The sequence below is a fragment of the Burkholderia sp. 28_3 genome (genome assembly GCF_003253915.1).
In the GTDB taxonomy this organism is placed as follows: Bacteria; Pseudomonadota; Gammaproteobacteria; order Burkholderiales; family Burkholderiaceae; genus Burkholderia; species Burkholderia cenocepacia.
Window position 1 is genome coordinate 134736 of sequence record NZ_QKZF01000006.1, and the last position, 26558, is coordinate 161293.

Sequence of the window (26558 nt, forward strand, 5' to 3'; positions counted from 1 at the left end):
CATGACCCAGAACCTACTGACCATCCGCAATCTCGCGGTGAACTTCAACGGCCTGCCCGCGGTCGACCGGATCAACCTGTCGGTCGCACCGGGCGAGGTGGTGGGCGTCGTCGGCGAATCGGGCTCGGGCAAGAGCGTGACGATGATGGCGCTGATGGGCCTGATCGACGCGCCCGGCAAGGTGACGGCGGACGAAGTCACGTTCAACGGCGTGGATCTCTTGAAGGCGTCGCCGAAGTCGCGCCGCAAGATCGTCGGCAAGGACATCGCGATGGTGTTCCAGGACGCGCTGACGAGCCTGAACCCGAGCTACACGGTCGGCTACCAGATCAAGGAAGTGCTGAAGCTGCACGAAGGGCTGCGCGGCGACGCGCTGCACCGGCGCGCGCTCGAACTGCTCGACCAGGTCGGCATTCCCGATGCGAAGAACCGCATCGCGTCGTTCCCGCACCAGATGTCGGGCGGGATGAACCAGCGCGTGATGATCGCGATGGCCGTCGCGTGCAACCCGAAGCTCCTGATCGCCGACGAGCCGACCACCGCGCTCGACGTGACGATCCAGGCGCAGATCATGGATCTGCTCGTGAAGCTGCAGAAGGAGCGCGGGATGGCGCTCGTGCTGATCTCGCACGATCTGGCCGTGGTGTCGGAGGTCGCGCATCGCGTCGCGGTGATGTACGCGGGCGAGATCATCGAAACCAATCGCGTGCCCGACATCTTCCGCGCGCCGCATCATCCGTACACCGAAGCGCTGCTCGCGGCGATTCCCGAGCACAATAAGGGGGCGCGTCGCCTTGCCGCATTGCCCGGCATGGTGCCGGGCCGCGATGATCGCCCGTCCGGCTGCCTGTTCGCGCCGCGCTGCAAGTACGTGGTCGACGATTGCCGCAAGGCGCGGCCGGCGCTCGACACGCTGGTGCCGGCCAACGATGCGATGCGCGCGCGCTGCATCAAGCCGCTCAATGTTTCCAACCTCGACCTGACGGGAGGCGCACGATGAACGCAGTCCAGGATACGCGCCACGCGTCGCACGACGAGGACGTCCTGGTGGCCGACGGCCTCGCGAAGCACTACTCGGTGAAGCGCGGGATGTTCGGGCAGGGCACGGTGAAGGCGCTGAACGGCGTGTCGTTCTCGCTGAAGCGCGGCAAGACGCTCGCCGTCGTCGGCGAATCGGGCTGCGGGAAGTCGACGCTCGCGCGCCAGCTCACGATGATCGAAACGCCCACGTCGGGCAGCCTGACGATCGACGGCAAGAACGTGGCCGGCGCGAGCCGCGACACGGTCGCCGACCTGCGCCGCCGCGTGCAGATGGTGTTCCAGAACCCGTTCGCGTCGCTGAATCCGCGCAAGACCGTCGAGCAGACGCTCGCCGAGCCGCTCGAGATCAACGCGAACCTGACGGCCGCCGAGCGCGCCGCGCGCATCGCGCAGATCATGCGCACGGTCGGCCTGCGGCCCGAGCACGCGAAGCGCTATCCGCACATGTTCTCGGGCGGCCAGCGCCAGCGCGTCGCGATCGCGCGCGCGATGATCCTCGATCCGCGCATCGTCGTCGCCGACGAGCCGGTGTCCGCGCTCGACGTGTCGATCCAGGCGCAGATCCTGAACCTGTTCATGGATCTGCAGGAGCAGTTCAAGACGAGCTACGTGTTCATCTCGCACAACCTGTCGGTGGTCGAGCACGTCGCGGACGACGTGATGGTGATGTACTTCGGCAGCGTCGCCGAACTCGGCGACAAGGCGACGATCTACGCACGGCCGCGCCATCCGTACACGCGGGCGCTGATGTCGGCGACGCCGGCGATCTTCGAGGAAGACCGCCGCGTGCAGATCAAGCTGCAGGGCGAACTGCCGTCGCCGCTCAATCCGCCGTCGGGCTGCGCGTTCCACCAGCGCTGCCCGTACGCGGTCGAGCGGTGCCGCGTCGAGGAGCCGCAATTGCGCGAAGTGGACGGCCGGCGCGTGGCCTGCCATCGCGCCGAGGAGGTAGGGGAGGCGAATGCCTGAAGCGTTGGCGGCGCGCGTGTCCGGCGTGCGCCGTGTGGGGACCGGCAGTGCGCGCGTGATGCGCGCGTACCGCTACGCGCGGCGCTGGAGCGTGCGTACCGTCACGGGCGCGGCGCTGGCCGGCGCGTGCGCGGCGGCCAGCGTCGTGGTCTCCGTCGAACCGGCGCGCGCCGAAGGGCGTGCGCCGGCGACTTCGCCGATTCATCCGTCGCAGGTCCCGCCGCCCGGCATGAGCCTGCCGGGCTTCCATGCGCCGGCCGTCTCGGACGGCACGGTGTCGCGCGGCACCGTGCGCGTGCAGCCGGCGCGCATGCCGTTCTACGTCGCGACCAAGGGCAAGGTCACGCTCTACGTGCTCGGCACGCTGCATACGGGCGATCCGTCCGATTACCCGAGCGCGCAGCCGTTCCGGCCGCGCATCCTCGCGGCGCTCGCCGCGTCGCCGACGCTCGCGCTCGAGCTGTCGCCCGACGATCTGCTCGAATCGCAGGACGACGTGTCGAAATACGGCGTGTGCCGCTACCCGTGCCTGCAGCGCCTGCTGCCGGAGCCGCTGTGGCAGCGGCTCGCGGCGCGCCTGCGCGGCAACCCGGCCGCGCTCGCCGAGATCCGCAAGATGCGGCCGTGGCTCGCGGCGCTCGTCGTCGAGACCTACGATTCGCTGTCCGCCGGCCTGCAGACCGAATACGGCACCGAGGCGCAACTGCAGAACGTGTTCCTGAAGAAGAAAGGCGGCCGCGTGATCGGGCTCGAGACGCTCGCCGAACAGATGCGCGCGTTCACCGGGCTGACGCTGGCCGAGCAGCGCGAGATGCTCGCGCAGGACATGGTGCAGACCCCCGCGCAGAACGCCGACGACATCAAGGCGCTGCACCGGCTGTGGCGAATTGGCGACGCCGATGCGATCTCGGCGTGGGCGGTCGCGAAGAGCGAACGGCTCGCCCGTTCGAAGGCGTTGTCGGCGTCGCTCGACAACAAGATCGTGTACGAGCGCAACCGGCGCTTCGTTGCACGGATGACGGCAATCGCCGCGCCGAACCGGCCGCTGTTCGTCGCGATCGGCGCGCTGCATCTGGGTGGCCCGCGCGGCGTGCTCGAATTGTTGCGCCAGCAAGGATACCGGGTCGACGCGAACTGATCGTGCCCGGCTGCATGCGCTGATCGTCCCCTGTTTGATCGACGTCGCGCGCGCCGCGCGCCGCGCCTGCACGGCGGTGTCGGTCGATAAGGAAAACCCTTGAATCGTCGGAAAATAGCGTTTAAAACGATTGACATCCCGTTCGGCCGATATCTATTCTTCACCCCACAAGTTGAAAAAATGAAAAGAATAGATAAGTTCTACGGGGTAGCAGAAATAAAGCGCGGGGTGAGCGTCGCCGGCACGTGAAGCGCGTGCCGGCCGCGGAGAGTCTGCATGCACGGCGGGGCCAATCGTCGTCGAACAACACATGCATGCAGGCCGACTTGCACATAAGCGACGTTCCGTCGTCTGACCGGGGAAGGCAGTGATCGGGCGGCGGCGGACGTTTTTTATCCGGAATGTTTTTCCGGTCACCGTCGAAAGACGGTTTCGGGGGGTGAATCGACAGACGGCGAAGCCGCACCGATTGCACCAACGGAAAAGCGCCACGAGGGCGCTTTTTTCTTTGGTGCGACGAAAACGTGCGGGGCGCGGGCAAGGCGCCCGCTGCGGCGTTACGCGCCTTCGTCGGCCTGCAGCGCGCCGGGCGCGACGACGTCGACGCCGGCGGCTTCGAGCGCCGCGCGGATCCGCTTCGCGAACGCCAGCGCATGCGGCCCGTCGCCATGCAGGCAGACGGTCTGCGCATTGAGCGGCACCCATTCGCCGCTCAGCGCGCGCACCTGCCGGTTGCGCACCATGTCGAGCGTGCGCGCGAGCACCGCGTCTTCATCGTCGATCAGCGCGCCGGGCAGGCTGCGCGGCACCAGCGAGCCGTCCGCGCGGTAGCCGCGATCGGCGAACACCTCCTCCACCGCCGCGAGCCCCGCCTGCCGCGCGGCGGCGATGAACACGCTGTTCGCGAGCCCGAACACCGCGAGCGACGGATCGAAGTCGTGGATCGCCGACACCACCGCGTCGGCGATCAGCGGATCGCGCGCGGCCTGGTTGTACAGCGCGCCGTGCGGTTTCACGTGCGCGATGCGGCCGCCCTCGGCCTGCGCGATCGCCGACAGCGCGCCGAGCTGGTACAGCACGCCCGCATAGATGTCGCCGGCCGGCAGCTGCATTTCCTTGCGACCGAAATTCTCCGGATCGTGAAAGCTCGGGTGTGCGCCGATCGACACGCCTTTCTGCACGGCCCAGCGCACGCAGTCGCGCATCGCGTTCGCGCCGCCTGCATGCCAGCCGCATGCGATGTTCGCCGACGTGACGAGGTCGAGCAGCGCCTCGTCCGATCCGCATCCTTCGCCGAGATCGGCATTCAGATCGATTTCCATGATGTTCCTCGTCCACTGGTTGCGTGGCGCGTCTTTCGTTGCTGCTTCCGCCATTGTCACGCCGCGCGCGATTGGGCGCGGCGGCGCGCTTCCTCGCGCATCTCGATCGCGACGTCGATCTGCCGCAGGTACGCCCGTTCCGCGATGAGGGCGGCGCGCGCGGCGTCGGGCGTCGTGCGCACGAAGCGGATCGGCAGGTTGAGCCGCGCCTGCGCGAGCTTCCACAGGTCGGCGCGGATCACCGTGCCGATCTTCGGATAGCCGCCGGTGGTCTGCGCATCGTGCATCAGCACGATCGGCTGGCCGTTCGGCGGCACCTGGATCGTGCCGGGCAGCACCGCGTGCGACAGCAGCTCGACCGGGCGCGCGCGCACGAGCTCGGCGCCGGCGAGCCGATAGCCCATCCGGTTGCTGTTCGCGGTGACGAGCCATTCCTCGTCCCAGAACGCCTGCTGCGAATCGGCCGCGAACGACGCGTAGTCGGGGCCCGGCAGCACGCGCACGGGCATCGCCCATGGTGCATGCGCGGGGCGGTGACGGCGCGGCGGCTCGTCGACGCGCACGAACGCGCACCATGCCGGCGCCTTCACGCCGAATTCGGGCGCATCGGCCGCGAGGCAGCCGGCGCCGGCCGGCGGCACGCCGACCGGGAGCCGGTCGCCGTCGCGCAGCGTGCGGCCGCCGAGGCCGCCGAAGCGCGACGCGAGATCGGTGCTGCGCGAGCCGAGCATCGGCAGCACGTCGATGCCGCCCGCGATGCACAGGTAGCCGCGCATGCCGCGTTTCGCGGCCGGCAGCACGAGCGTCTGCCCGGCGGCGACCGGCAGGCTCCACCACGAATGCACGGGCTTGCCGTCGAGCGTCGCACCGAACTCGGTGCCGGTGATCGCGATGCGCGTGGCGCGCGTGAAGCGGAACGTGGCGGGGCCGATCGTGATTTCGACGGCCGCCGCGTCGGGGCGGTTGCCGACGAGCCGGTTGCCGACTTCGAGCGCGAGGCCGTCGAGCGCGCCGCCCTGCGCGACGCCGAGATGGCGCGTGCCGCGGCGGCCGAGATCCTGCACGGTCGACAGCGGGCCGGCCCGCACGACCTCGATGGTGCCCGGTGCGTGGTTCTGGGTCATCGTGCGTCGACTCCGGCAATGGTGAAGCGCACGCGGTCGCCGGGCAGCAGCAGCGTCGGCTGGGGCCGCGCCGGATCGAACAGCACCTGCGACGTGCGGCCGATCAGTTGCCAGCCGCCGGGCGACGTGGCCGGGTAGATGCCCGTCTGCGCGCCGCCGATGCCGACCGAGCCGGCCGGCACCTCGAGACGCGGCGCCGCGCGGCGCGGCGTGTGCAGCGACGCGTCGAGGCCGCCGAGATACGCGAAACCGGGCTGGAACCCGACGAAGAACACGACGTAGGCGCCGGCCGCGTGGCGCGCGACGACCTCGTCGGCCGACAGGCCCGTGTGGGCGGCGACGGCAGCCAGGTCGGGGCCGGCGGCACCGCCGTACTCGACCGGGATCTCGACCTCGCGGCCGTCCGCGTGCTCGACGTCGGCCGTCTCCCACGCGTCGCGCAGCGCGGGCGTGAGCGACTCGGCCGTCGCGGCGAGCGCGTCGAACACGATGGTCAGGTTGTTCATGCCGGGAACGACGTCGATCACGTCGGGCCACGCGCGCGCGGCCTCGGCCACGGCCCAGACGCGGCGCTGGCAATCGAGCGTGGCGGGCGGCGGCACCTCGCAGACGAGGGCGGCATCGCCGAGCGGATAAATGCGGGGTGGCGTCATCGGACTGGCACGGTTCGGACGGCAATGTTAGCGCACATTGTCAATAAAATATCGACAACTTCTCAATAAGCGTTTTCGCCTAGCTCGCCGGCCGGGGCTTCTGGCGTACACTCGGGCACATCCTGTCATCCGGCTTGCGCCTGTCCATGAAGCGTCCTGCGACCAAGATCGTGTCATCCGAACACCTCGTTTCCGATTCGAGCGCGGAGCTGTCGGAGCTCGAATACGGGCTCATCATGGCCGGCAATGCGTTCAACCGCTGGATGGTGCGCTGCATGTCGGCGGCCGGCGCGAAGGACATGACGGCGGTCGAGGTCTCGCTGCTGCATCACGTCAGCCATCGCGAACGCAAGAAGAAGCTCGCCGACATCTGCTTCGTGCTCAATATCGAGGATACGCACGTCGCGACCTATGCGCTGAAAAAACTGATCGCCCGCGGCTATGTGAAGAGCGAGAAGAACGGCAAGGAAGTGTTCTTCTTCGCGACCGACGCGGGCCGCGACCTGTGCCTGAAGTACCGCGAGGTCCGCGAGCATTGCCTGATCGAGACGCTGAAGGACAGCGGCCTCACCAACGAGCAGATCGGCGACGCGGCGCAGTTGCTGCGCCACGCCTCGGGCCTGTACGACACGGCCGCGCGCGCGGCGGCATCGCTGTAAACGATTGCGGCAACGGTCGGGCGCGGCGACGCGCTCACGGGCAGGCGGCGACGAGCGCGGCGCCGCGCGCGGCATTATCCGGCGGCCGGGTAAAGCGCGCCGTCGGTGACGATCCAGCGCAGCGCGAGATCGTGCGCCTCGGCCGGCAGCGCATCGACGCGGCACGCTTCGTACGCGATGCCGACCGTCACGGGCAGCGTGTCGCCCGGCCACGCGGCGAGCGTGCGGTCGTAGTAGCCGCCGCCGTAGCCGAGCCGGTAGCGCTGCGGATCGAATCCCACACAGGGAATCAGCAAAAGATCGGGCACGACGACGATTCCCGACGCCGGTTCGGGAATCCGGTGATGACCTTCGCGCATCGGCGTGTGCGCGTCCCATGCGTGGAACGCGAGCGGCGTGTGACGCTCGCCGATCACCGGCAGCGCGGCGCAGCGGCCGGCCCCTGCCGCGCACCATGCGAGCACCGCGTCGCGCGCATCGAATTCGCCCGGCAGCGGCCAGTAGAACCCGACCGTGCGCGGCGCGAGACGGTCGAGCAGCGCGCGCAGCCGCGCGTCGAGCGCGGCGTTCGCGGCAGGTTGCGACGCGGCGTCGCGACGGGCGCCGGACAGCGTTTTGCGCAGCGCAACCTTCGGGTTCGGCACAGGGTTGCGTGCTATGCTTTCGCTCACTTCGTGCTCCATTCAAAACGATGTCGAACAGCCTTTTCCGAGTATATCGCGCGGTCGCGCTGACGCTTTCGGCCGCCGCGCTCGTCGCGGGCACGGCCGCGTGCGCCGCACCGAACGACGACACGCTCCCCGGGGATGACCAGATCTTCGTGCAGCTTCGCGAAGCCGCACGCCGCAACGACGCCGCGAAGGCCGCCCAGCTCGCGTCGATGATCCCGAACTATCCGGTTCCGTCCTACGTCGAGTATTTCCAGATCAAGCCGCAGCTGTTCGATTCGACCGGCCGCGCGCGCGTCGATGCGCCGGACGCGCCCGTGCAGTCGTTCCTGCAGCGCTACGACGGCCAGGCGATCGCCGATCGCCTGCGCAACGACTACCTGCTCGTGCTCGGCGCGCGCCACGACTGGCGCAATTTCGACGACCAGTACAAGCGCTTCGTGCTCGACGACGACACGCAGGTCAAGTGCTATGCGCTCGAATCGCGCGCGGCGCGCAACGAGAACGTCGCCGACGCGGCGCGCGCGCTGCTCGTCGAGCCGAAGAACTACGGCGATGCATGCGTCGACCTGATCACCGCGCTCACCGTCAACCAGCAGTTCACGAGCGACGACGTGTGGCAGCAGGCGCGCCTCGCGTACGAGCAGAACTACACGACGCTCGGCGGCAAGATCGTCGACGCGCTCGGTCCGCGCCCGGTCGGCTTCGACCAGGCGACGAGCGCGCCGCCGCTGTATCTCGCGCGCGGCGTCGGGCCCGACGCCGCGTCGCATCAGCTCGCGCTGATCGCGCTCGGCCGCATGGCGCGCAACGATCCGGACGCCGCCGCCGGGATGCTGACGACGGTCGCGCCTTCGCTGACCAAGCAGGAACAGGCGATCGCGTGGGGCGCGATCGGCTACCAGGGCGCGATCAAGCGCTCGCCGATGGCATCGGTCTGGTATGCGAAATCGGCGAACGCGCCGCTGTCGAACCCGGGCTACGAATGGCGCACGCGCGCCGCGCTGCTCGCCGGCAACTGGCCGATGGTGCGCTGGTCGATCGAGCAGATGCCGCCGTCGCTGCGCAACGATCCGGCGTGGATCTACTGGCATGCGCGCGCGCTCAAGCAGAGCGGCGACACGCTGCAGGCGAACCAGGAATTCGAGCAGGTCGCCGGCCAGTTCAACTTCTACGGGCAGTTGGCCGGCGAAGAGCTCGGCCAGCGCACGACGATCCCGCCGCGCACGAAGGTGAGCGACGCCGAGATCGACGCGATGGGCAAGATCCCGGGCTTCGCGCTCGCGCAGCGCTTCTACGCGCTGAACCTGCGCCTCGAAGGCAATCGCGAATGGAACTGGCCGCTGCGCGGGATGACCGATCGTCAACTGCTCGCGGCCGCCGAATACGGCAAGCGCGTCGAGCTGCTCGACCGCACGGTCAACACCGCCGACCGCACGAAGGCCGAGCACGACTTCACGCTGCGCTATCCGTCGCCGTACCGCACGACCGTCGAGCGCTATGCGCAGTCGACGGGCCTCGACGTCGAGTGGGCGTACGGGCTGATCCGCCAGGAATCGCGCTTCATCATCAGCGCGCGTTCGTCGGTCGGCGCGGGCGGCCTGATGCAGCTGATGCCGGCGACGGCCCAGATGGTCGCGAAGAAGCTCGGCATGGGCACGATCTCGCGGGCGCAGATGCACGACATCGATACCAACATCCAGCTCGGCACCTGGTATCTGGCAGACATCTACAACAACTTCGACAGCTCGCCGGTGCTCGCCACCGCCGGCTACAACGCGGGCCCGGGCCGGCCGCGCCAGTGGCGTCAGGTGTTGACGCAGCCGGTCGAAGGCGCGATCTTCGCGGAGACGATTCCGTTCAACGAGACGCGCGACTACGTGAAGAACGTGCTGTCGAACACCGTCTACTACGCGGCGCTCTTCGAGGGCAAACCGCAGTCGTTGAAGAAACGTCTAGGCATGATCTCGCCCTGATACACGAACTGCCGCGCGAGACGCGGCAGTGTTCTTTTTAGGACCCGAACATGGATCGCCAGACCGTTGCGCTGCTGGGCGGCACCGGCTTCATCGGCAGCCGGCTCGTCAATGCGCTGATCGATGCCGGCAAGCAGGTGCGGATCGGTACGCGGCGGCGCGAGCACGCGCGCCACCTGCAGATGCTGCCGGTCGACATCGTCGAACTCGACGCGCTCGATACGCGCACGCTCGCGCGCTTCGTCGCCGGCGCGCACGCGGCGATCAACCTGATCGGCGTGCTGCACGGCGGTCGCGGCACGCCGTACGGGCCGGGTTTCGCGCGCGCGCACGTCGCACTGCCGGCCGCGCTCGCGACGGCCTGCACCGAGGTCGGCGTGCGGCGCCTGCTGCACATGAGTGCGCTCGGCGCCGATCCGCACGGCGCGAGCATGTACCAGCGCTCGAAGGGCGACGGCGAAGCCGCGCTGCATGCGGTCGCGGCCACCGATTCGCTCGCGCTGACGATCTTCCGTCCGTCGGTCGTGTTCGGCCCCGGCGATGCATTCCTCAACACGTTCGCGAACCTGCAGCGCACGGTGCCCGTGCTGCCGCTCGCGATGCCCGACGCGCGCTTCCAGCCGGTATTCGTCGGCGACGTGGTGCGCGCGTTCGTCAACACGCTCGATCTCGCGGGCGCGCACGGCAAGACCTACGAACTCGGCGGCCCGACGGTCTACACGCTCGAGCAACTGGTGCGCTATTGCGGCACGCTGGTCGGCCGGCAGGCACGCATCGTGCGGCTGCCCGACGCGCTTGCGCGGCTGCAGGCGAGCGTGTTCGAATGCCTGCCGGGCGAACCGGTGCTCACGCGCGACAATCTCGCGACGATGTCGGTGCCGAACGTGCTGTCGGGGCCGCTCGCGCCGGAACTCGGGCTCTCGCCCGCGAGTCTCGAAAGCATTGCGCCCGCGTATCTCGGCGAAGCGGCCAGGCGCTCGCGGTTCGACTGGTTCCGCTCGCGTCGCTAATACCCGCGGGGCGCCGCCGGCCGGCGCTTCTTTTCCTTTTTCGCATTTTCCGGAACCCCGTCATGAAGCTCGTCATTGGAGACAAGAACTACTCGTCGTGGTCGATGCGACCGTGGCTGCTGCTCGCGCATTTCGGCATCCCGTTCGACGAGATCGTGGTCGAGCTGCGCCGCGACGACACGGCCGCGCGCATCCGCGAATATTCGCCGACCGGCAAGGTGCCGTGCCTCGTCGACGATCACGGCTTCGCGATCTGGGATTCGCTCGCGATCGCCGAGACGCTCGCCGAGCGCTATCCGCAATTCCCGATGTGGCCGGCCGAGCCGCTCGCGCGCGCGCATGCGCGCTGCGTGTCCGCCGAGATGCATTCGGGCTTCATGGCGCTGCGCACGCAGATGGGCATGAGCATCCGCGCGTCGATGCCGGGGCGCGGCGCGACACCCGACGCGCTCGCCGACGTCGCGCGCATCGACGCGCTGTGGAGCGAATGCATCGAGGCGTCGGGCGGGCCGTTCCTGTTCGGCGAATTCGGGATCGCCGACGCGATGTATGCGCCCGTCGTGATGCGCTTCAATACGTATGCGCCGGCCTTGTCGCCGGAGGCGGCCGGCTATGCGGCCCGCGTGACGGCGCTGCCGGCCGTGCAGCAGTGGATCGACGCTGCACGCCGTGAAACCAACGTGATCGCCGAGTACGAACCCCAGCCATGAACATCTACGCAGTAGGCGGCGCGATCCGCGACGAATTGCTCGGCGTGCCGGTGCAGGACCGCGACTACGTGGTGGTCGGCGCGACGCCCGAGCAGATGACCGCGCAGGGCTTCCGGCCGGTCGGCAAGGATTTCCCGGTGTTCCTGCATCCGCAGACGCAGGAGGAGTACGCGCTGGCGCGCACCGAGCGCAAGACGGCGGCCGGCTATCACGGCTTCCAGTTCCACTACGCGCCGGACGTCACGCTCGACGAGGATCTCGCGCGGCGCGACCTGACGATCAACGCGATGGCGCGCGAGGTGAGCCCGGAAGGCACGCTGGTCGGCCCGGTGATCGATCCGTTCGACGGGCAGGCCGACCTGCGCGCGCGTGTGTTCCGGCACGTGAGCGACGCGTTCGTCGAGGATCCGGTGCGGATCCTGCGGATCGCGCGCTTTGCCGCGCGGTTCGCGGATTTCACGGTCGCGGACGAAACGCTCGCGCTGATGCGGCGGATGGTCGACGCGGGCGAGGTCGATGCGCTCGTCCCCGAACGCGTGTGGCAGGAAATCGCGCGCGGGCTGATGGAGGCGAAGCCGTCGCGGATGTTCGCGGTGCTGCGCGAGTGCGGCGCGCTCGCGCGCATCCTGCCCGAGGTCGATGCGCTGTGGGGCGTGCCGCAGCGCGCCGATTACCACCCGGAAGTCGATACCGGCGTGCACGTGATGATGGTCGTCGACTACGCGGCGAAGCAGGGCTATTCGCTGGCGGTGCGCTTCGCGGCGCTCACGCACGATCTCGGCAAGGGCACGACGCCCGCGGACGTGCTGCCGCGCCACGTCGGCCACGAAAGCCGCAGCGTCGAGCTGCTCAAGCCGTTGTGCGAGCGGCTGCGGGTGCCGAACGAATGCCGCGATCTCGCGCTGGTGGTCGCGCGCGAGCACGGCAACCTGCATCGCGTGATGGAAATGGGCGCGGCCGCGCTGGTGCGGCTGTTCGAGCGCAGCGACGCGCTGCGCAAGCCGGCGCGCTTCGCCGAGCTGCTGCAGGCCTGCGAATCGGATGCGCGCGGCCGGCTCGGACTCGATGCGCAGCCGTATCCGCAGGCCGAGCGGTTGCGCGTCGCGCTCGCGGCCGCGCGCAGCGTCGATGCCGGCGCGATCGCACGCGGCATCGGCAGCGACACGGAGAAGATCAAGGAAGCCGTGCATCGCGCGCGGATCCAGGCCGTCGCGCAGGCGCTCGCGATCGGCGAGTAGCCGGCAGGTGCAGGCTCGGAACAGCGCGCGGCCAGCCGTTACGGTTTCTTCTTACGTGCCGGAGTCGCGGCCGCCGGGCGTTTGCCGGCGGCGGCGCGCGGCTTCGCCGCTCCCTTCTTTTCGGCTGAGCCGGCCCTGGACGGCCGTGCCGCGGCGGCGTCGCGGTCATCCCGTTTGGACGCCGGCGCGCGCCGGCTCACGCGCGGCTCGCCGGGCTTCGACTGCCTGATTTCCGTCGTCGCGGACACGAATTCCGCACCACTGTCGTCGAACAGCGGCAGCGTGCTGACGGTGATCAGCTCGGCCGGCCCGTCGCCGACATTGGCCACGCGATGCCGCTTGCGCGCGTCGAAGTGCAGCGAGTCGCCGGGCGTCAGCGGGTAATTCTTCTTGCCGACCGTGTAGCAGATGCGGCCCGCCAGCACGTACACGAATTCGTCGCCGCCGTGCGCGACCCATTCCGACCGGTAGCCCTCCATCATCTGCACCTTCAGCGCGTTGATCTGGCTGCCGTCGAACGTGGTGGACAGCCGCTCGTACCACTGCGACGCGGCGTCGAGCGCGTACGGCTTGCGGCTGCCCTCGTGCGAATCGGGCTGCGCCTGGCGCGGCTGCTCGATCAGCGTGCCGAGCGGCACGCCCAGCGCCTTCGCGACGTTGACGAGCGACGACAGCGAGATGCCCGTCAGATGGCGCTCGACCTGGGACAGGAACCCGACCGACAGGTTCGCTTCGGTCGCCACTTCCAGCAGCGTCTTCTTCGCTTCCCGGCGCAGGCGGCGAATGCGCTGGCCGATACGCATGAGGTCTGAATCCATGAATCTCTTTCGTGGCAACGAGTCGGGGTGCAGGCAGGGGCCGTGCGGCTGCCCGGGGCGGCGAGGCCGGCGCATTGTACCGCGCAGCGTCGCGGGGGCGAATCGGCGTTGTGCGGGGATCCGCATGCGGCACGCCGATTTTAGTCCTACGAAAATCTTGGCTTGACCTCGATTTCGACGTGCTCTAGATTCTGTCGCGCATCAAACAAAGTTAAGTGAGACAAAAATTTTACCGAAGGCCTGCCTCCCGGCCGGCGGCGCGGTCCGGCCGCGCGTCGTGCCGCGCGTGACCTGCGCCGCAACGACGTGCCGTGCCCGGCGCGCGATGCCGCGCGACGCCGCCGGCCGCCGACAACAACGAATAACGGGCATCCGATGATCGATCGACTGAAATACAGCTTCTCCGGCCTTCCCCCGTACGACGCGTCCGTCGCCGACACGCAGGCCGGCCTGTTGCGCCTGCTCGATGCCGCGCGACTCGACGCGGTGGTGATCACGTCGCAGGACGAATACGTGACCGAATACCTGCCGCGCAGCAACAACCCGCGCTACGCGGTGTCCGGCTTCGACGGCTCGGCCGGCTGCGGGATCTTCCTGAGCGCGGCGACCGCGCAGGCGCTCGATCTGCCGCCGTTCGTGCTGTTCGTCGATGGCCGTTATCACTTCCAGGCCGACGAGCAGTGCGATCCGGCGCGCGTGCGCGTCGAGAAGCTCGGCATGAACGTGACGATCTGGCAGGCGATGGCCGACTGGCTGCTCGCGCACGCGAGCCGGATCGCGCGGGTCGGCTACGACGCGCGGCGGATCAGCGTCGGGCAGCGCAACCGGCTGTTCGAGCAGACGCAGGCAGCGTCGCTCGACTGGACGAGCCTCGCCGATCGCGAGATCGACCGCGCGATCGCGCTGCCGGGCTGGAACGTCGAACGGCCGATCTTCGAGCTCCCGGCAGCGATGACGGGCCTGAGCGTCGCGCAGAACCTCGACGCGCTGAACCGGCGGCTCGCCGCGCATACCGACGCGGCCGACGGCAAGACCGCGTTCTTCACCTGCGCGTCGGACGATCTCGCGTATCTGCTGAACAGCCGCGGCTATCACATCCCGAACGTGTCGTCGCACCTCGGCTTCCTGTTCGCGATCGGCGAGCAGGTGGTGCTGTTCTTGCCGGAAGGCTGCGACCGCTGCGCGGTCGCGCTCGATTCGTATCCGGCGCTGCAGGTGATTCGGCGCGACGTGGCGGCGCTCGAGCGCTTCCTCGCACGGTTCGCGGTCGAGCACGTGTGCTACGGCTTCGAATCGGTGAACTGCGCGCTCGTCGACGCGGTGAACCGGGTGTGGCCGCACGCGCGGCATGCCGATTTCAACCCGGTCGAGGCGCTGCGGGCGAGCAAGACGCCGGCCGTGCTCGACCGCTTCCGCGACGCGTTCGCGCGCAGCTCCGCGGCGATCGCCGAGACGATGCGCTGGGCGAAGAACGGCGAGCCGGGCGTGCGCCACACCGAGTACGACCTCGCGCGCACGATCAACGACGCGTACGGCGCCCGTTCGGCGGTCGCGCTGACGTTTCCGTCGATCGCGGCGAACGGCGCGAACAGCGCCTTCGCGCACTACACGGCGGCGAGCGCCGACGTCGAGCTGACCGAAGGCGAACTCGTGCTGCTCGACAGCGGCGCGTACTACGAAGCGGGCTTCGCGACGGACTGCACGCGCGTCGTGCTGCGTCGCACGCGGCCGGACACGGTCGCGCAGCCGTGGCAGCGCGAGATCTACACGGTCGCGCTGAAGGCCTGCATCAAGGGGCTCGTCACGCGCTTTCCGGCGAGTGCGACGGGCGGCGACGTCGATGCGCTGGTGCGGCAGGTGTGCCGCGACCATGGCTACGATTTCGGCCACGGCACCGGGCACGGCGTCGGGATTCACGTGCACGAGGGCGGCGTGCGGTTCGCGCCGGGCGCGACCTACGGGCTGGTGCCGAATGCGGTGATTTCGGTCGAGCCGGGCATCTACCTGCCGGGCAAGGGCGGCGTGCGGATCGAGAACATCGTGATCGTGCGGGCGGACGACGCGCAGCCGGACACCGTGACGTTCGAGAACATCGTGACGGTCGGCTACGACTGGGACCTGATCGATCTCGACCTGCTGGACGACGCCGAGCGCGCGTACCTGCGCGACTACGAGCGGCTGTGCGTGGCGCGCGGCACGCAGGTCACCGCGTGTCCGCTGTTGTAACGAAGGGGGAGGCGGGAGCGCGGCCGCCGGGCGGCCGCGCGGCGCGACGTCAGCGCGTGAGCGCCGACACGCGCCCGTCGGGGCCGTACACGCCGGCCGGCGCGGGCGCCGAGCGCAGCACCGCGAGCGCGCGCTCGTTGTAGTCCATCCGGATCCGGATCAGCATTCCGTTGTTCGCGTTGGCCTGGCGCGCGCGTTCGGCGGCCTGTTGCAGCAGTTGCCAGCGGCTGGCGAGGCGCGCATCGCGCTCGGCCGCCTGGTCCATGCCTTTCTTGCCGGCCGGAAAGCCGAGCGCGCAAAGCTGCGTGTCGCGCGTGCGTTCGAGTTGCGCGAGCCGGTCGATCAATTCGCTTTTCTTCTCGACGATCCCGGGCAGCATCTCGAGCGGCTCGGCCGTCGTCAGCGCCTTTTCCTCGTAGACGAGCAGCGACGCGAACGCTTCGACCGTCGCGTGTTCGTCGTTGACCGTGGCCAGCAGCTCTTCTCTCATCGCGTCATGCTCGTCACGCCGGCGCGTGCAGTGCTGCGCACGCCGGCAAACCGGGTGACCCGGCCACGAGGCCGGGAGTTAGCTGCCCGGGCGCTGCTGCTGGAGCAGCTCGCGGGCGGTGTTCAATACGCCGTCGGCGATCTTGTTCGCGTCGATCGTCAGCGTGCCGTTGTTCAGCGCGTCCTTGATCGACTGGACCAGGCCCGTGTCGATATCGGCGTCGCCCGACGCGGATATCGAACGCAGCTGGCCGGACAGACCCGACAGGTTCACGGTCGTGTCGCCGCCGGTCGATCCGGCGTCGCCTGCCTGCGCGGACGACTGGGCCGTGCCGGACGGCGCACGGGCCGCGCCGTTGCCGGTCGGCGCGAGGGGGCTCGGTTTCGGAGTGGAATCGATCTTCACGATGGGTTTCCTGTACGGTTTGACCCAGATAACGGCCGGGTCGGCCCGAACTTTAGCATCGCGAGCCCGAAATGCTCCGAATAAACAATTCTTTACATTCTTGCGGCAGATCCGTCCCTACAGCGGAATTTCCACGGTGCCGGCGTCCTTGACGATCGCCGTGACGATCTGCCCGGCCGCCATCCGTACCCGCACCGACTGGCCGGGCGCCGCATTCGCGAGCACGCTGCCTTCGGCCGAAATCGTGAAGCCGGGGCCGGCCGCGACGACCCGCACCGTCTGGCCGGCCGACACCGACGCCGCGCTCTTCAGCATGTCCTGCCGCAGCGGCAGCCCGGCCGAGATGCGCGCGAGCGCGGTTGCGCCGATCGCCTGCGCCGGATCGGTGATCACCGCGAGCGGCAGCACCGTCAGGTCGCCGTCGCGCGCGACCAGGTCGGCCGCGGAGAGCGGCTCGCCGGGCGCGATCTGGCGCGCGGCGACGTAATAGGTGGCCTGCACGGCGACCTTCGCCTGCAGGTAGACGGTCCACGGCCGCTCGCCCGCGCAGCGCACGCCGACCGTCGTGCGGCCCCACAGGCGCGCGCCGGTCGGCAAAAACGGTTCGAGCGTCGTGCACGCGGCGAGCCCGCGCGGAAAGGCGGTCGTGACGGTCGCGGTGGTCTTGCCGGGCAGGCCGGCGATCTGCTGCTGCAGGAACGCGAGCGCCGCGCGCCGGATCGTTTCGGGATCTTGCTGGCCGGGCGGCGTCGCGGGCCGGGCGGCAGGGGCGGCCGGAGCCGGATTGCCGGAAGCGGCCGCCGTGCGCGGCGCCGCCGCTGATGCCGCACGGGCTGCCGCGAGGCGGGCGGCGGCGGCCGGTTGCGGCGCCGGCCGCGCGGGATTCGATGCAGGCTCGGCCGTGCCGGCGACGACCGTCGCGATCGCGGAAGGATCGACTGTGCGCGACGGCGCACCGTAACCGGCGTTCGGGCGGGCGGCTGCGTAGACGGGGGCCGCCGCAGCGGCCGGCGGCGGGACGCTCGTCACGACCATCTGGCCGGCCGGTTGCGCCGCGTAGCCGGCGCCGGTCGAGGCGCTCGCCCCGCCGGCCGCGCGCTGCGCACCCGGAACCGAAGCGGCGCCCGCATTCCCGCCGAACTGCCCGCCGCTCGCCGCATTGGCATGCGCGAGCGCGGTGTCGGCCGTCTCGCCGCGCCCGGGAATCACGATCATCCCGTCGTCGGCGTGGGCGGCAGGCGCGGCGATCCACAGCGCCGCGGCGAGCGCGAACGCACGCCGGACGTGCGCGAGCCGCCCGTTCCTGTCGCGAAGTGCGCCGCCAGTCATCGCCATGCCTCCGATCCGTTGATCCGCTTCGCATTCTAGGGAGCGGGGGCGTCGCGCAAACGATGAATAGAGGGGGCCTTTGCCGCGTTATTCGCCCGATTGCCGGTTGCGTCCCGCGCCTACCATCGCTGTCATGGAAAAAAGCCTCTCGCGTCGCCATCCGGCGCGAGGGGCGTGCAGCGCTTCATACGGAGAGACGCACACATGCTGGACAAACTCGATGCGGAATTCGCGTTCGGCCGACAGGCGCTCGACGTGCGCGCCTATCGGCAGGAACTGCTGTCGTCGAACATCGCGAACGCCGACACGCCCGGCTACCAGGCCCGCGACGTCGATTTCGCGTCGACGCTCGCGCGCTCGCTGAAGCAGACGAGCGGCGGCCTGGCGCCGAGCAACGCCGCGCAACTGCCGATGACGCAGCCGGCCGGCGTGACGAGCGGCATGTCGATGGTGTCGACGGCGCCCGGGCACATGGCCGGCACCGCGAAGCTGATCCCGACCGGCGGCCCGGCGGACGACTACGGCCGTGCGCAATACCGGATGCCGCTGCAGCCGTCGCTCGACGGCAACACGGTCGATCTCGACGTCGAGCGCGTGCAGTTCGCGAACAACGCGCTGCACTACGAGACCGGGATGACCGTGATGACCCAGCAGATCAAGGCGATGATCGCCGCGATCACGACCAACTCGTAAGCGCCGCTTCCGAACCTCGCCCAGCACAAGGAGCTTCCATGCCTTCGTTGATGAACATCTTCGGCGTCGCCGGTTCGGCGCTGTCCGCGCAATCGCAGCGCCTGAACGTCACCGCGTCGAACCTCGCGAACGCCGACAGCGCGACCGGCCCCGACGGCAAGCCGTACAAGGCCAAGCAGGTCGTGTTCGCGACCGACCCGATGGGCGGCGCGCGCACCGCGTCCGGCCAGGGCGTGGGCGGCGTGCGGGTGACCAAGGTGATGGACGACCCGTCGCCGATGAAATCGACCTACGACCCGGCGAACCCGGCCGCCGACGCGAACGGCTACGTGCAGATGCCGAACGTCGATCCGGTGCAGGAGATGGTGAACATGATCTCGGCGTCGCGCTCGTACCAGGCCAACGTCGAGACGCTGAACACCGCGAAGACGCTGATGCTCAAGACGCTGACGATCGGCTCGTAAGCCGCGCGCGGCCCGACCTTACCGACCCGACAGTTCCGACAGAAGGCCACCCAGGATGACTTCCTCCAACACGACGATCGGCAGCAACGGCACCAACGTGTCGACGCTGCCGACCGACACGATGAACACCAACAACGTGTCGTCGACCAACGGCACGTCGGCGAGCGACCTGCAGGCGACGTTCCTGAAGCTGCTCGTCACGCAGTTGCAGAACCAGGATCCGACCAGCCCGGTCGACAGCTCGCAGATGACGTCGCAGCTCGCGCAGATCAACACGGTGAGCGGCATCGCGCAGTTGAACACGTCGCTCACGTCGCTGTCGACGCAGCTCGCGGCCGGCCAGCAGACGCAGGCCGCGCTGCTGATCGGCACCAACGTGCTCGCGCCGGGCAACAGCGTCGCGGTGAAGGGCGGCGCGGCGTCGCCGTTCGGCGTGTCGCTCGCGAATTCGGTGTCGAACCTGACGATCACCGTGAAGAACTCGGCGGGCGCCGTCGTGAACACGATCAACGCGGGCGCGCAGTCGGCCGGCACCGTGCCGTTCAACTGGACGCCGACCGACGCGGCCGGCAACGCGCTGCCGGACGGCACGTACACGGTCAGCGCGTCGTACACCAACAGCGCCGGCACGCCGCAGGCGGCCACGACGCTCGCGGCCGCGACGGTGCAGAGCGTGGTCAAGCAGGCGGACGGCACCGCGGGGCTCGTGCTGTCGAACGGCACGACGGTGGGGCTCACCCAGGTTGCGTCGATCTTCCCGAACACCAAGTCGTCCACGTCCGGCGACACCACTACCAACTGATCGAGCTTTCTCGTAACGGAGACCGAAATGGGTTATCAACAGGGTCTGAGCGGCCTCGCCGGCGCATCGAACGCGCTCGACGTGATCGGCAACAACATCGCGAACGCGAACACGGTCGGCTTCAAGTCGAGCACCGCGCAATTCGCCGACATGTACGCGAACTCGGTCGCGACGTCGGTCAACACGCAGATCGGCATCGGCACGTCGCTGAACTCGGTGCAGCAGCAGTTCGGCCAGGGCACGATCAATACGACGAACTCGTCGCTCGACGTCGCGATCAACGGCAACGGCTTCTTCCAGATGTCGAACAACGGCGTGACGACGTACTCGCGCGACGGCACGTTCCAGCGCGACAAGAACGGCTTCATCGTCGACTCGCAGGGCCGTAACCTGATGGGCTACGCGGCCAACGCGGGCGGCGTGATCAATACCGCGCAGACCGTGCCGCTGCAGGCGCCGACCACCAACATCGCGCCGACCGCGACGACCAAGATCACCGGCCAGTTCAACCTGAACTCGCAGGACACGGTGCCGACCAAGACGCCGTTCAGCGCGACCGACAACACGACGTACAACTACACGACGTCGATCCAGGTGTACGACTCGCTCGGCGGCTCGCAGGCGGTCAACATGTACTTCGTGAAGTCGGCGGCCGGCACGTGGGAAGCGTACGCGGGCGTGCAGGGCGGCGCGACGACCGATCTCGGCACGATCACGTTCGATACGTCCGGCGCGATCCAGAGCACGACGACCGGCACGCCGGCCACGCCGACCGCGTCGCTCGGCCAGTTCCAGTTCACCGTGCCGAACACCGACGGTTCGGCGACGCCGCAGAAGCTCACGCTCGACCTGACCGGCACGACGCAGTACGGCGGCAAGGACGGCGTGAACAACCTCGCGCAGGACGGCTACGCGAGCGGCACGCTGACGACCTACTCGATCGGCGCCGACGGCAAGCTGACAGGCAACTACTCGAACGGCCAGACCGCCGTGCTCGGCCTGATCGCGCTCGCGAACTTCAACAACCCGAACGGGCTGGTGAACCTCGGCGGCAACCAGTATGCGGAATCCGCCGCGTCGGGCGTGCCGCAGGTCTCCGCGCCGGGCAGCACGAACCACGGCACGCTGCAGGGCAGCGCGCTCGAGAACTCGAACGTCGACCTCACGTCGCAGCTCGTCAACCTGATCACCGCGCAGCGCAACTACCAGGCGAACGCGCAGACGATCAAGACGCAGCAGACCGTCGACCAGACGCTCATCAACCTGTAAGCGCGGATAACCGGCAGCCATGGACCGACTGATCTATACGGCGATGACGGGCGCGTCGCAGTCGCTCGACCAGCAGGCGGTGGTCGCGAACAACCTCGCGAACGCATCGACGACGGGCTTTCGCGCGCAACTCGCGACGTATCGCGCGGTGCCGATGAATTTCGGCGACGGCAGCAAGATCGATCCGACGACGACGCGCACCTACGTGCTGTCGTCGACGCCCGGCGCCGACTACGCGCCGGGTCCGATCACGCGCACCGGCAATCCGCTCGACGTCGCCGTGCAGGGCCCGGGCTGGCTGTCGGTGCAGACGGCCGACGGCAGCGAGGCGTACACGCGCGCCGGCAACCTGCATGTCGACGAGAACGGCCAGCTCGTCAACGCGAGCAACCTGCCGGTGATCGGCAACGGCGGCCCGATCTCGGTGCCGCCGAACGCGGAAGTGACGATCGGCAAGGACGGCACGGTGTCCGCGCTGATGCCGGGCGACCCGCCGACGGCCGTCGCGATCGTCGACCAGATGAAGCTCGTCAATCCCGATCCGGCCACGCTCACGCGCGGCAACGACGGGCTGTTCCGCACCGCCGACGGCAATCCGGCCGACGTCGACCCGAACGTCGTCGTCACGCCGAATTCGCTCGAAGGCAGCAACGTGAACCCGGTGACCGCGATGGTCGCGATGATCGACAACGCGCGGGCGTTCCAGCTGCAGTCGAAGCTGATCCAGACGGCCGACCAGAACGAGCAGACGGCGAACCAGTTGCTCAATTTCAGCTGAGCGCCCGCGCCAGCCTAAGCAGGAGACCAGACAAGTGAATCGTTCGCTCTACATCGCCGCCACCGGCATGAATGCGCAGCAGGCGCAGATGGACGTGATTTCGAACAACCTCGCGAACACCAGCACGAACGGCTTCAAGGCGTCGCGCGCGGTGTTCGAGGATCTGCTGTACCAGACCATCCGCCAGCCCGGCGCGAACTCGACGCAGCAGACCGAGCTGCCGTCGGGCCTGCAGCTCGGCACCGGCGTGCAGCAGGTCGCGACCGAGCGCCTCTACACGCAGGGCGGCCTCACGCAGACCGGCAACTCGAAGGACGTCGCGATCAACGGCGCGGGCTTCTTCCAGGTGCTGATGCCGGACGGCACCAACGCGTACACGCGCGACGGCTCGTTCCAGACCAACGCGCAGGGCCAGCTCGTCACGTCGAGCGGCTACCAGGTGCTGCCGGCGATCACCGTGCCGCAGAACGCGCAGTCGCTGACGATCGGCAAGGACGGCGTCGTGTCGGTCACGCAGCCGGGCTCGAGCAACGCGGTCCAGATCGGCTCGCTGCAGATCGCGACCTTCATCAACCCGGCCGGCCTCGAGGCGAAGGGCGAGAACCTGTTCGCGGAAACGACGTCGTCGGGCGCGCCGAACGTGTCGCAGCCGGGGCTGAACGGCGCGGGCGTGCTCAACCAGGGCTACGTCGAGGCGTCGAACGTGAACGTCGTGCAGGAACTCGTCAACATGATCCAGACGCAGCGTGCCTACGAGATCAACAGCAAGGCCGTGACGACGTCCGACCAGATGCTGCAGACCGTCACGCAGATGAAGAGCTAACCGGAAGTCCCGCCGTCGCCATGAAGCAGGTTCGCCTCCCCTCGTCAGCCACCGTCCGCGCCGCGTGCGCGGTCGCGGTGGCGGCGCTCGCCGGTTGCGCGCAGATCCCGCGCGATCCGATCATCCAGCAGCCGATGACGGCGCAGCCGCCGATGCCGATGTCGATGCAGGCGCCCGGCTCGATCTACAACCCCGGCTTCGCGGGGCGGCCGCTGTTCGAGGATCAGCGGCCGCGCAACATCGGCGACATCCTGACGATCATGATCGCGGAGAACATCAACGCGACCAAGTCGTCCGGCGCGAACACCAACCGGCAGGGCAACACCGACTTCAACGTGCCGACCGCCGGCTTCCTCGGCGGGCTGTTCGCGAAGGCGAACCTGTCGGCGACCGGCGCGAACAAGTTCGCGGCGACCGGCGGCGCGAGCGCGGCGAACACGTTCAACGGCACGATCACGGTGACCGTCACCAACGTGCTGCCGAACGGCAACCTCGTGGTCAGCGGCGAGAAGCAGATGCTGATCAACCAGGGCAACGAATTCGTGCGTTTCTCGGGGGTCGTCAACCCGAACACGATCTCGGGCGCGAACTCCGTCTACTCGACGCAGGTCGCCGACGCGAAGATCGAATACTCGTCGAAGGGCTACATCAACGAAGCCGAGACGATGGGCTGGCTGCAGCGCTTCTTCCTCAACATCGCGCCGTGGTGATGACGATGCAGACGACCCTGTTCCACCGCCTGTCGGCCCGCGCGCATGCGGCCGCGCGGCTCGCCGTCGCGTTCGCGGCCGTGGCGGCCGCCTGCGTGCTCGGTGCCGCGCCCGCGCACGCGGAACGCCTGAAGGATCTCGCGCAGATCCAGGGCGTGCGCGACAACCCGCTGATCGGCTATGGCCTCGTCGTCGGCCTCGACGGCACGGGCGACCAGACGATGCAGACGCCGTTCACGACGCAGACGCTCGCGAACATGCTCGCGAACCTCGGCATCTCGATCAACAACGGCTCGGCCAACGGCGGCCCGTCGTCGCTGAACAACATGCAGCTGAAGAACGTCGCGGCCGTGATGGTGACGGCCACGCTGCCGCCGTTCGCCCGGCCCGGCGAGGCGCTCGACGTGACCGTATCGTCGCTCGGCAACGCGAAGAGCCTGCGCGGCGGCACGCTGCTGCTCACGCCGCTCAAAGGCGCGGACGGGCAGGTGTACGCGCTCGCGCAGGGCAACATGGCGGTCGGCGGCGCGGGCGCCAGCGCGAACGGCAGCCGCGTGCAGGTGAACCAGCTCGCGGCCGGCCGGATCGTCGGCGGCGCGATCGTCGAGCGCGCGGTGCCGAACGCGATCGCGCAGATGAACGGCGTGCTGCAGCTGCAACTGAACGACATGGACTACGGCACCGCGCAGCGCATCGTGTCCGCGGTCAACTCGAGCTTCGGCCCGGGCACCGCGACGGCGCTCGACGGCCGCACGATCCAGCTCGCGGCGCCGGCCGATTCGGCGCAGCAGGTCGCGTTCATGGCGCGGCTGCAGAACCTCGACGTGAGCCCGGACAAGGCCGCGGCGAAGGTGATCCTGAACGCGCGCACCGGCTCGATCGTGATGAACCAGATGGTCACGCTGCAGAGCTGCGCGGTCGCGCACGGCAACCTGTCGGTCGTCGTCAACACGCAGCCGGTGGTGTCGCAGCCGGGGCCGTTCTCGAACGGGCAGACGGTGGTCGCGCAGCAGTCGCAGATCCAGCTGAAGCAGGACAACGGTGCATTGAAGATGGTGACGGCCGGCGCGAATCTCGCCGACGTCGTGAAGGCGCTGAACACGCTCGGCGCGACGCCCGCGGACCTGATGTCGATCCTGCAGGCGATGAAGGCGGCCGGCGCGCTGCGTGCGGATCTGGAGATCATCTAAATGGCGGCGAACCTTCCGAACGCAAACGACCTGACGCAGCGCTTCGCGCTCGACGTGCAGGGTTTCGATGCGCTGCGCGCGCAGGCGAAGCAGTCGCCGCAGGCCGGCGCGAAGGCGGTGGCCGGCCAGTTCGACGCGATGTTCACGCAGATGATGCTCAAGAGCATGCGCGACGCGTCGCCGGACGGCGGACTGTTCGATTCGCATACGTCGAAGATGTACACGTCGATGCTCGACCAGCAGCTCGCGCAGCAGATGTCGACGCGCGGGATCGGCGTCGCCGACGCGCTGATGAAGCAGTTGCTGCGCAACGCGGGCGTCGGCGCGGGCAGCGACACGGCGGCCGACATCGGCGCGGGCGGCATCGGCGGCCTCGGCACGGCCGGCAACGAAGGCAGCCTCGCCGCGATGAACGCGATGGCGAAGGCCTATGCGAACGCGGCGAACAACGGCGCGCTCGCCGGCGCGCGCGGCTACTCGGCCGGCAGCGCGCTGACGCCGCCGCTGAAGGGCGCGAGCGGCGTGCAGGACGCGGACGCGTTCGTCGACCGGCTCGCGGGCCCCGCGCAGGCGGCCAGTGCGACGACCGGCATCCCGGCGCGGTTCATCGTCGGCCAGGCCGCGCTCGAATCGGGCTGGGGCAAGCGCGAGATCCGCGCGGCGGACGGCTCGACCAGCTACAACGTGTTCGGCATCAAGGCGAACAAGGGCTGGACCGGGCGCACCGTGTCGGCGCTGACCACCGAATACGTGAACGGCACGCCGCGCCGCGTGGTCGCGAAATTCCGCGCGTACGACTCGTACGAGCACGCGATGACCGACTACGCGAACCTGCTGAAGAACAATCCGCGCTATGCGGGCGTGCTGAGCGCGAGCCGCAGCGTCGAAGGCTTCGCGCACGGCATGCAGAAGGCCGGCTACGCAACCGACCCGAATTACGCGAAGAAGCTGATCTCGATCATGCAGCAGATCGGCTGACGGGCCCGCCCGCCACCGATTTGTCCCCCTTCGGACCGCGCCCGGCCCCCCGCCGCGCGCGGTTTCAACGTTTGCGCGAAAAAAATCGCCGTTTCGATCTAAACTTTCGGTCAGCACTGCCGCTAAGTGTGAGAGACCTGCGACCGGGCCCCCGTTCTGGCCCGGTTTTATTGCGCACCGGTTGCCCCGGGCGCCCATGACAAGAAAGACCGGCTAGCCATGAATATCGAAACGTCGACGGACCCCAGCCTGGATGCAGGCCACTCCGGGCCCGACTATGCCCGCCGCAATCCGCTGGAAATCGGCGTGCAGCTGCGCAACCTGGTGAATCGCGGCGATTTCCTGACCGTCCAGTATCCGGGCGGCCAGCTCGTCACGCGCCTGCTCGAGGTCGACGTCGGCGCGCGGACGTTCACGTTCGACTGGGGCGCGCTGTCCGAGCAGAACGCCGGCATCCTCGGCGCGTCGCACTGCACGTTCGCGGCCTCGCCGGAGGGCGTGCGCGTCGAATTCACCACGGGCACGCCGCGCGAGACGCGCTACGAGGGGCTGCCCGCGTTCGTCGCCGATTTCCCCGACGTGCTGGTCTGCATCCAGCGCCGCGAATATTTCCGCGTCGACGCGCCGATCGTCGATCCGTTTCTGTGCCGCGGCAAGCTGCCGGACGGCGAAAGCTTCCTGTTCGAGGTGCACAACCTGTCGCTCGGCGGCGTGGGGCTGCGCACGGCCGACGAGCGCGTCGAGGCACTCGAGGTCGGCACGCTGCTGCCGGACGTCGAACTCGAGCTGACCGGCCACGGCAAGCTGTCGCTCGACCTGCAACTGGTGTCGCAGCGTTCGACCCAGATGCCGAACGGGTCGCGGCGCTACCAGCTCGGCTTTCGCTACATGTCGCTGCCGGGCAGTGCAGAGAACACGCTGCAGCGGCTGATCACGCAGCTCGAAATGAAGCGCCGCTCGCTCGCGCGGGCCTGACGCGCATCTGGCGGGCCGGCCCGGGCCGCCCGCGCGGCAACGCCGGCGCCCCCGCCGGCCGCTTCGACCGGCGACGCACGCCCGTGCGTCGCACGTGCAT

27 protein-coding genes are annotated in these 26558 nt (G+C 69.1%); 19 read left to right on the forward strand and 8 right to left on the reverse strand.

What is annotated here, in order from left to right; all coding sequences use genetic code 11:
• Nucleotide 1: 1 nt before the first annotated feature.
• Genes DFS13_RS15620 through DFS13_RS15630 form a run of 3 tightly spaced genes read left to right on the forward strand, consistent with a single transcriptional unit; the run spans nucleotide 2 to nucleotide 3148 of the window.
• Complete coding sequence (locus DFS13_RS15620) at nucleotides 2–1000, forward strand: ABC transporter ATP-binding protein (RefSeq protein WP_034201243.1); 999 nt, start codon at nucleotides 2–4, stop codon at nucleotides 998–1000.
• Nucleotides 997–2010, forward strand: coding sequence for a peptide ABC transporter ATP-binding protein (locus DFS13_RS15625; protein WP_006489146.1), 1014 nt, complete (start codon nucleotides 997–999; stop codon nucleotides 2008–2010). The genes DFS13_RS15620 and DFS13_RS15625 overlap by 4 nt, the downstream gene beginning before the upstream one ends.
• Entirely contained in the window at nucleotides 2003–3148 is a 1146-nt protein-coding gene (locus DFS13_RS15630) for a TraB/GumN family protein (RefSeq protein WP_006492839.1), read from the forward strand. Before DFS13_RS15625 ends, DFS13_RS15630 begins: the two co-directional genes overlap by 8 nt.
• A gap of 557 nt (nucleotides 3149–3705) precedes the next feature.
• Here DFS13_RS15630 and pxpA read toward each other — a convergent pair.
• Genes pxpA through pxpB form a run of 3 tightly spaced genes read right to left on the reverse strand, consistent with a single transcriptional unit; the run spans nucleotide 3706 to nucleotide 6247 of the window.
• Nucleotides 3706–4470 carry a 5-oxoprolinase subunit PxpA gene (gene pxpA, locus DFS13_RS15635; RefSeq protein WP_006483671.1) on the reverse strand — a complete coding sequence of 255 codons (765 nt, stop codon included), beginning with the start codon at nucleotides 4468–4470 and terminating at the stop codon, nucleotides 3706–3708.
• Nucleotides 4471–4526: 56 nt separating this feature from the next.
• Nucleotides 4527–5594 (reverse strand): biotin-dependent carboxyltransferase family protein, encoded by a 1068-nt coding sequence (locus tag DFS13_RS15640; RefSeq protein WP_034201245.1) that lies wholly within the window; start codon nucleotides 5592–5594, stop codon nucleotides 4527–4529.
• The gene (gene pxpB / locus DFS13_RS15645; RefSeq protein WP_006483176.1) at nucleotides 5591–6247 is read right to left on the reverse strand and encodes a 5-oxoprolinase subunit PxpB; all 657 of its coding nucleotides are present in this window, start codon (nucleotides 6245–6247) and stop codon (nucleotides 5591–5593) included. Before pxpB ends, DFS13_RS15640 begins: the two co-directional genes overlap by 4 nt.
• A gap of 146 nt (nucleotides 6248–6393) precedes the next feature.
• Between pxpB and DFS13_RS15650 the strand changes: the two genes are divergently transcribed.
• Nucleotides 6394–6906, forward strand: coding sequence for a winged helix DNA-binding protein (locus tag DFS13_RS15650; RefSeq protein WP_006483173.1), 513 nt, complete (start codon nucleotides 6394–6396; stop codon nucleotides 6904–6906).
• Nucleotides 6907–6980: 74 nt separating this feature from the next.
• On the opposite strand, the gene DFS13_RS15655 is transcribed toward DFS13_RS15650, so the two are convergent.
• Nucleotides 6981–7589, reverse strand: coding sequence for a 5-formyltetrahydrofolate cyclo-ligase (locus DFS13_RS15655; protein WP_109342235.1), 609 nt, complete (start codon nucleotides 7587–7589; stop codon nucleotides 6981–6983).
• Nucleotides 7590–7597: 8 nt separating this feature from the next.
• On the opposite strand from DFS13_RS15655, the gene DFS13_RS15660 reads away from it, so the two are divergent.
• The 4 genes from DFS13_RS15660 (at nucleotide 7598) to DFS13_RS15675 (ending at nucleotide 12508) form a co-directional block, all read left to right on the forward strand.
• Entirely contained in the window at nucleotides 7598–9550 is a 1953-nt protein-coding gene (locus DFS13_RS15660; RefSeq protein WP_048986130.1) for a lytic transglycosylase domain-containing protein, read from the forward strand.
• A 50-nt stretch (nucleotides 9551–9600) separates the two neighbouring features.
• Nucleotides 9601–10560: a complex I NDUFA9 subunit family protein gene (locus DFS13_RS15665; protein ID WP_006483181.1), complete on the forward strand. Its 960-nt coding sequence runs from the start codon at nucleotides 9601–9603 to the stop codon at nucleotides 10558–10560.
• A 62-nt stretch (nucleotides 10561–10622) separates the two neighbouring features.
• Nucleotides 10623–11270, forward strand: a complete 648-nt coding sequence (locus tag DFS13_RS15670; protein ID WP_109342236.1) for a glutathione S-transferase family protein — start codon at nucleotides 10623–10625, stop codon at nucleotides 11268–11270.
• A complete protein-coding gene (locus tag DFS13_RS15675; protein ID WP_034201249.1) occupies nucleotides 11267–12508 on the forward strand; it encodes a multifunctional CCA addition/repair protein in 1242 nt (413 codons plus the stop codon). The genes DFS13_RS15670 and DFS13_RS15675 overlap by 4 nt, the downstream gene beginning before the upstream one ends.
• 38 nt (nucleotides 12509–12546) lie before the next feature.
• On the opposite strand, the gene DFS13_RS15680 is transcribed toward DFS13_RS15675, so the two are convergent.
• Nucleotides 12547–13326 carry a helix-turn-helix domain-containing protein gene (locus DFS13_RS15680; RefSeq protein ID WP_043204979.1) on the reverse strand — a complete coding sequence of 260 codons (780 nt, stop codon included), beginning with the start codon at nucleotides 13324–13326 and terminating at the stop codon, nucleotides 12547–12549.
• Nucleotides 13327–13701: 375 nt separating this feature from the next.
• Here DFS13_RS15680 and DFS13_RS15685 point away from each other — a divergent pair, with 375 nt between their 5' ends.
• Complete coding sequence (locus tag DFS13_RS15685) at nucleotides 13702–15552, forward strand: M24 family metallopeptidase (protein ID WP_111441866.1); 1851 nt, start codon at nucleotides 13702–13704, stop codon at nucleotides 15550–15552.
• A gap of 49 nt (nucleotides 15553–15601) precedes the next feature.
• Here the strand turns inward: DFS13_RS15685 and DFS13_RS15690 are convergent, their stop codons facing one another.
• From DFS13_RS15690 to flgA, 3 genes are all read right to left on the reverse strand, one after another.
• The gene (locus DFS13_RS15690) at nucleotides 15602–16042 is read right to left on the reverse strand and encodes a flagella synthesis protein FlgN (protein WP_006483184.1); all 441 of its coding nucleotides are present in this window, start codon (nucleotides 16040–16042) and stop codon (nucleotides 15602–15604) included.
• 78 nt (nucleotides 16043–16120) lie between these two features.
• Nucleotides 16121–16447: a flagellar biosynthesis anti-sigma factor FlgM gene (flgM, locus tag DFS13_RS15695; RefSeq protein WP_109342238.1), complete on the reverse strand. Its 327-nt coding sequence runs from the start codon at nucleotides 16445–16447 to the stop codon at nucleotides 16121–16123.
• Between the two features lie 117 nt (nucleotides 16448–16564).
• The gene (flgA, locus tag DFS13_RS15700; protein WP_111441895.1) at nucleotides 16565–17776 is read right to left on the reverse strand and encodes a flagellar basal body P-ring formation chaperone FlgA; all 1212 of its coding nucleotides are present in this window, start codon (nucleotides 17774–17776) and stop codon (nucleotides 16565–16567) included.
• 204 nt (nucleotides 17777–17980) lie between these two features.
• On the opposite strand from flgA, the gene flgB reads away from it, so the two are divergent.
• The 10 genes from flgB to DFS13_RS15755 all read left to right on the forward strand — a co-directional run bounded on the left by flgB (nucleotide 17981) and on the right by DFS13_RS15755 (nucleotide 26458).
• A complete protein-coding gene (gene flgB, locus DFS13_RS15705) occupies nucleotides 17981–18469 on the forward strand; it encodes a flagellar basal body rod protein FlgB (protein WP_006485705.1) in 489 nt (162 codons plus the stop codon).
• A 38-nt stretch (nucleotides 18470–18507) separates the two neighbouring features.
• On the forward strand, nucleotides 18508–18933 hold the full coding sequence (gene flgC / locus DFS13_RS15710) for a flagellar basal body rod protein FlgC (RefSeq protein WP_006485701.1): 426 nt from the start codon (nucleotides 18508–18510) through the stop codon (nucleotides 18931–18933).
• 55 nt (nucleotides 18934–18988) lie between these two features.
• On the forward strand, nucleotides 18989–19735 hold the full coding sequence (locus DFS13_RS15715) for a flagellar hook assembly protein FlgD (RefSeq protein WP_006485702.1): 747 nt from the start codon (nucleotides 18989–18991) through the stop codon (nucleotides 19733–19735).
• 27 nt (nucleotides 19736–19762) lie between these two features.
• Entirely contained in the window at nucleotides 19763–21004 is a 1242-nt protein-coding gene (flgE, locus tag DFS13_RS15720) for a flagellar hook protein FlgE (protein WP_006485700.1), read from the forward strand.
• 19 nt (nucleotides 21005–21023) lie between these two features.
• The gene (gene flgF / locus DFS13_RS15725; protein ID WP_006485699.1) at nucleotides 21024–21782 is read left to right on the forward strand and encodes a flagellar basal-body rod protein FlgF; all 759 of its coding nucleotides are present in this window, start codon (nucleotides 21024–21026) and stop codon (nucleotides 21780–21782) included.
• A gap of 34 nt (nucleotides 21783–21816) precedes the next feature.
• Nucleotides 21817–22605, forward strand: a complete 789-nt coding sequence (gene flgG / locus DFS13_RS15730) for a flagellar basal-body rod protein FlgG (protein WP_006485706.1) — start codon at nucleotides 21817–21819, stop codon at nucleotides 22603–22605.
• Nucleotides 22606–22625: 20 nt separating this feature from the next.
• A complete protein-coding gene (gene flgH / locus DFS13_RS15735; RefSeq protein WP_006495504.1) occupies nucleotides 22626–23315 on the forward strand; it encodes a flagellar basal body L-ring protein FlgH in 690 nt (229 codons plus the stop codon).
• A 5-nt stretch (nucleotides 23316–23320) separates the two neighbouring features.
• Nucleotides 23321–24505 carry a flagellar basal body P-ring protein FlgI gene (locus DFS13_RS15740; protein ID WP_034195648.1) on the forward strand — a complete coding sequence of 395 codons (1185 nt, stop codon included), beginning with the start codon at nucleotides 23321–23323 and terminating at the stop codon, nucleotides 24503–24505.
• Nucleotides 24506–25483, forward strand: a complete 978-nt coding sequence (gene flgJ / locus DFS13_RS15745; protein WP_006493513.1) for a flagellar assembly peptidoglycan hydrolase FlgJ — start codon at nucleotides 24506–24508, stop codon at nucleotides 25481–25483.
• A gap of 219 nt (nucleotides 25484–25702) precedes the next feature.
• Nucleotides 25703–26458 (forward strand): flagellar brake protein, encoded by a 756-nt coding sequence (locus DFS13_RS15755; protein WP_006477567.1) that lies wholly within the window; start codon nucleotides 25703–25705, stop codon nucleotides 26456–26458.
• Nucleotides 26459–26558 lie beyond the last annotated feature (100 nt).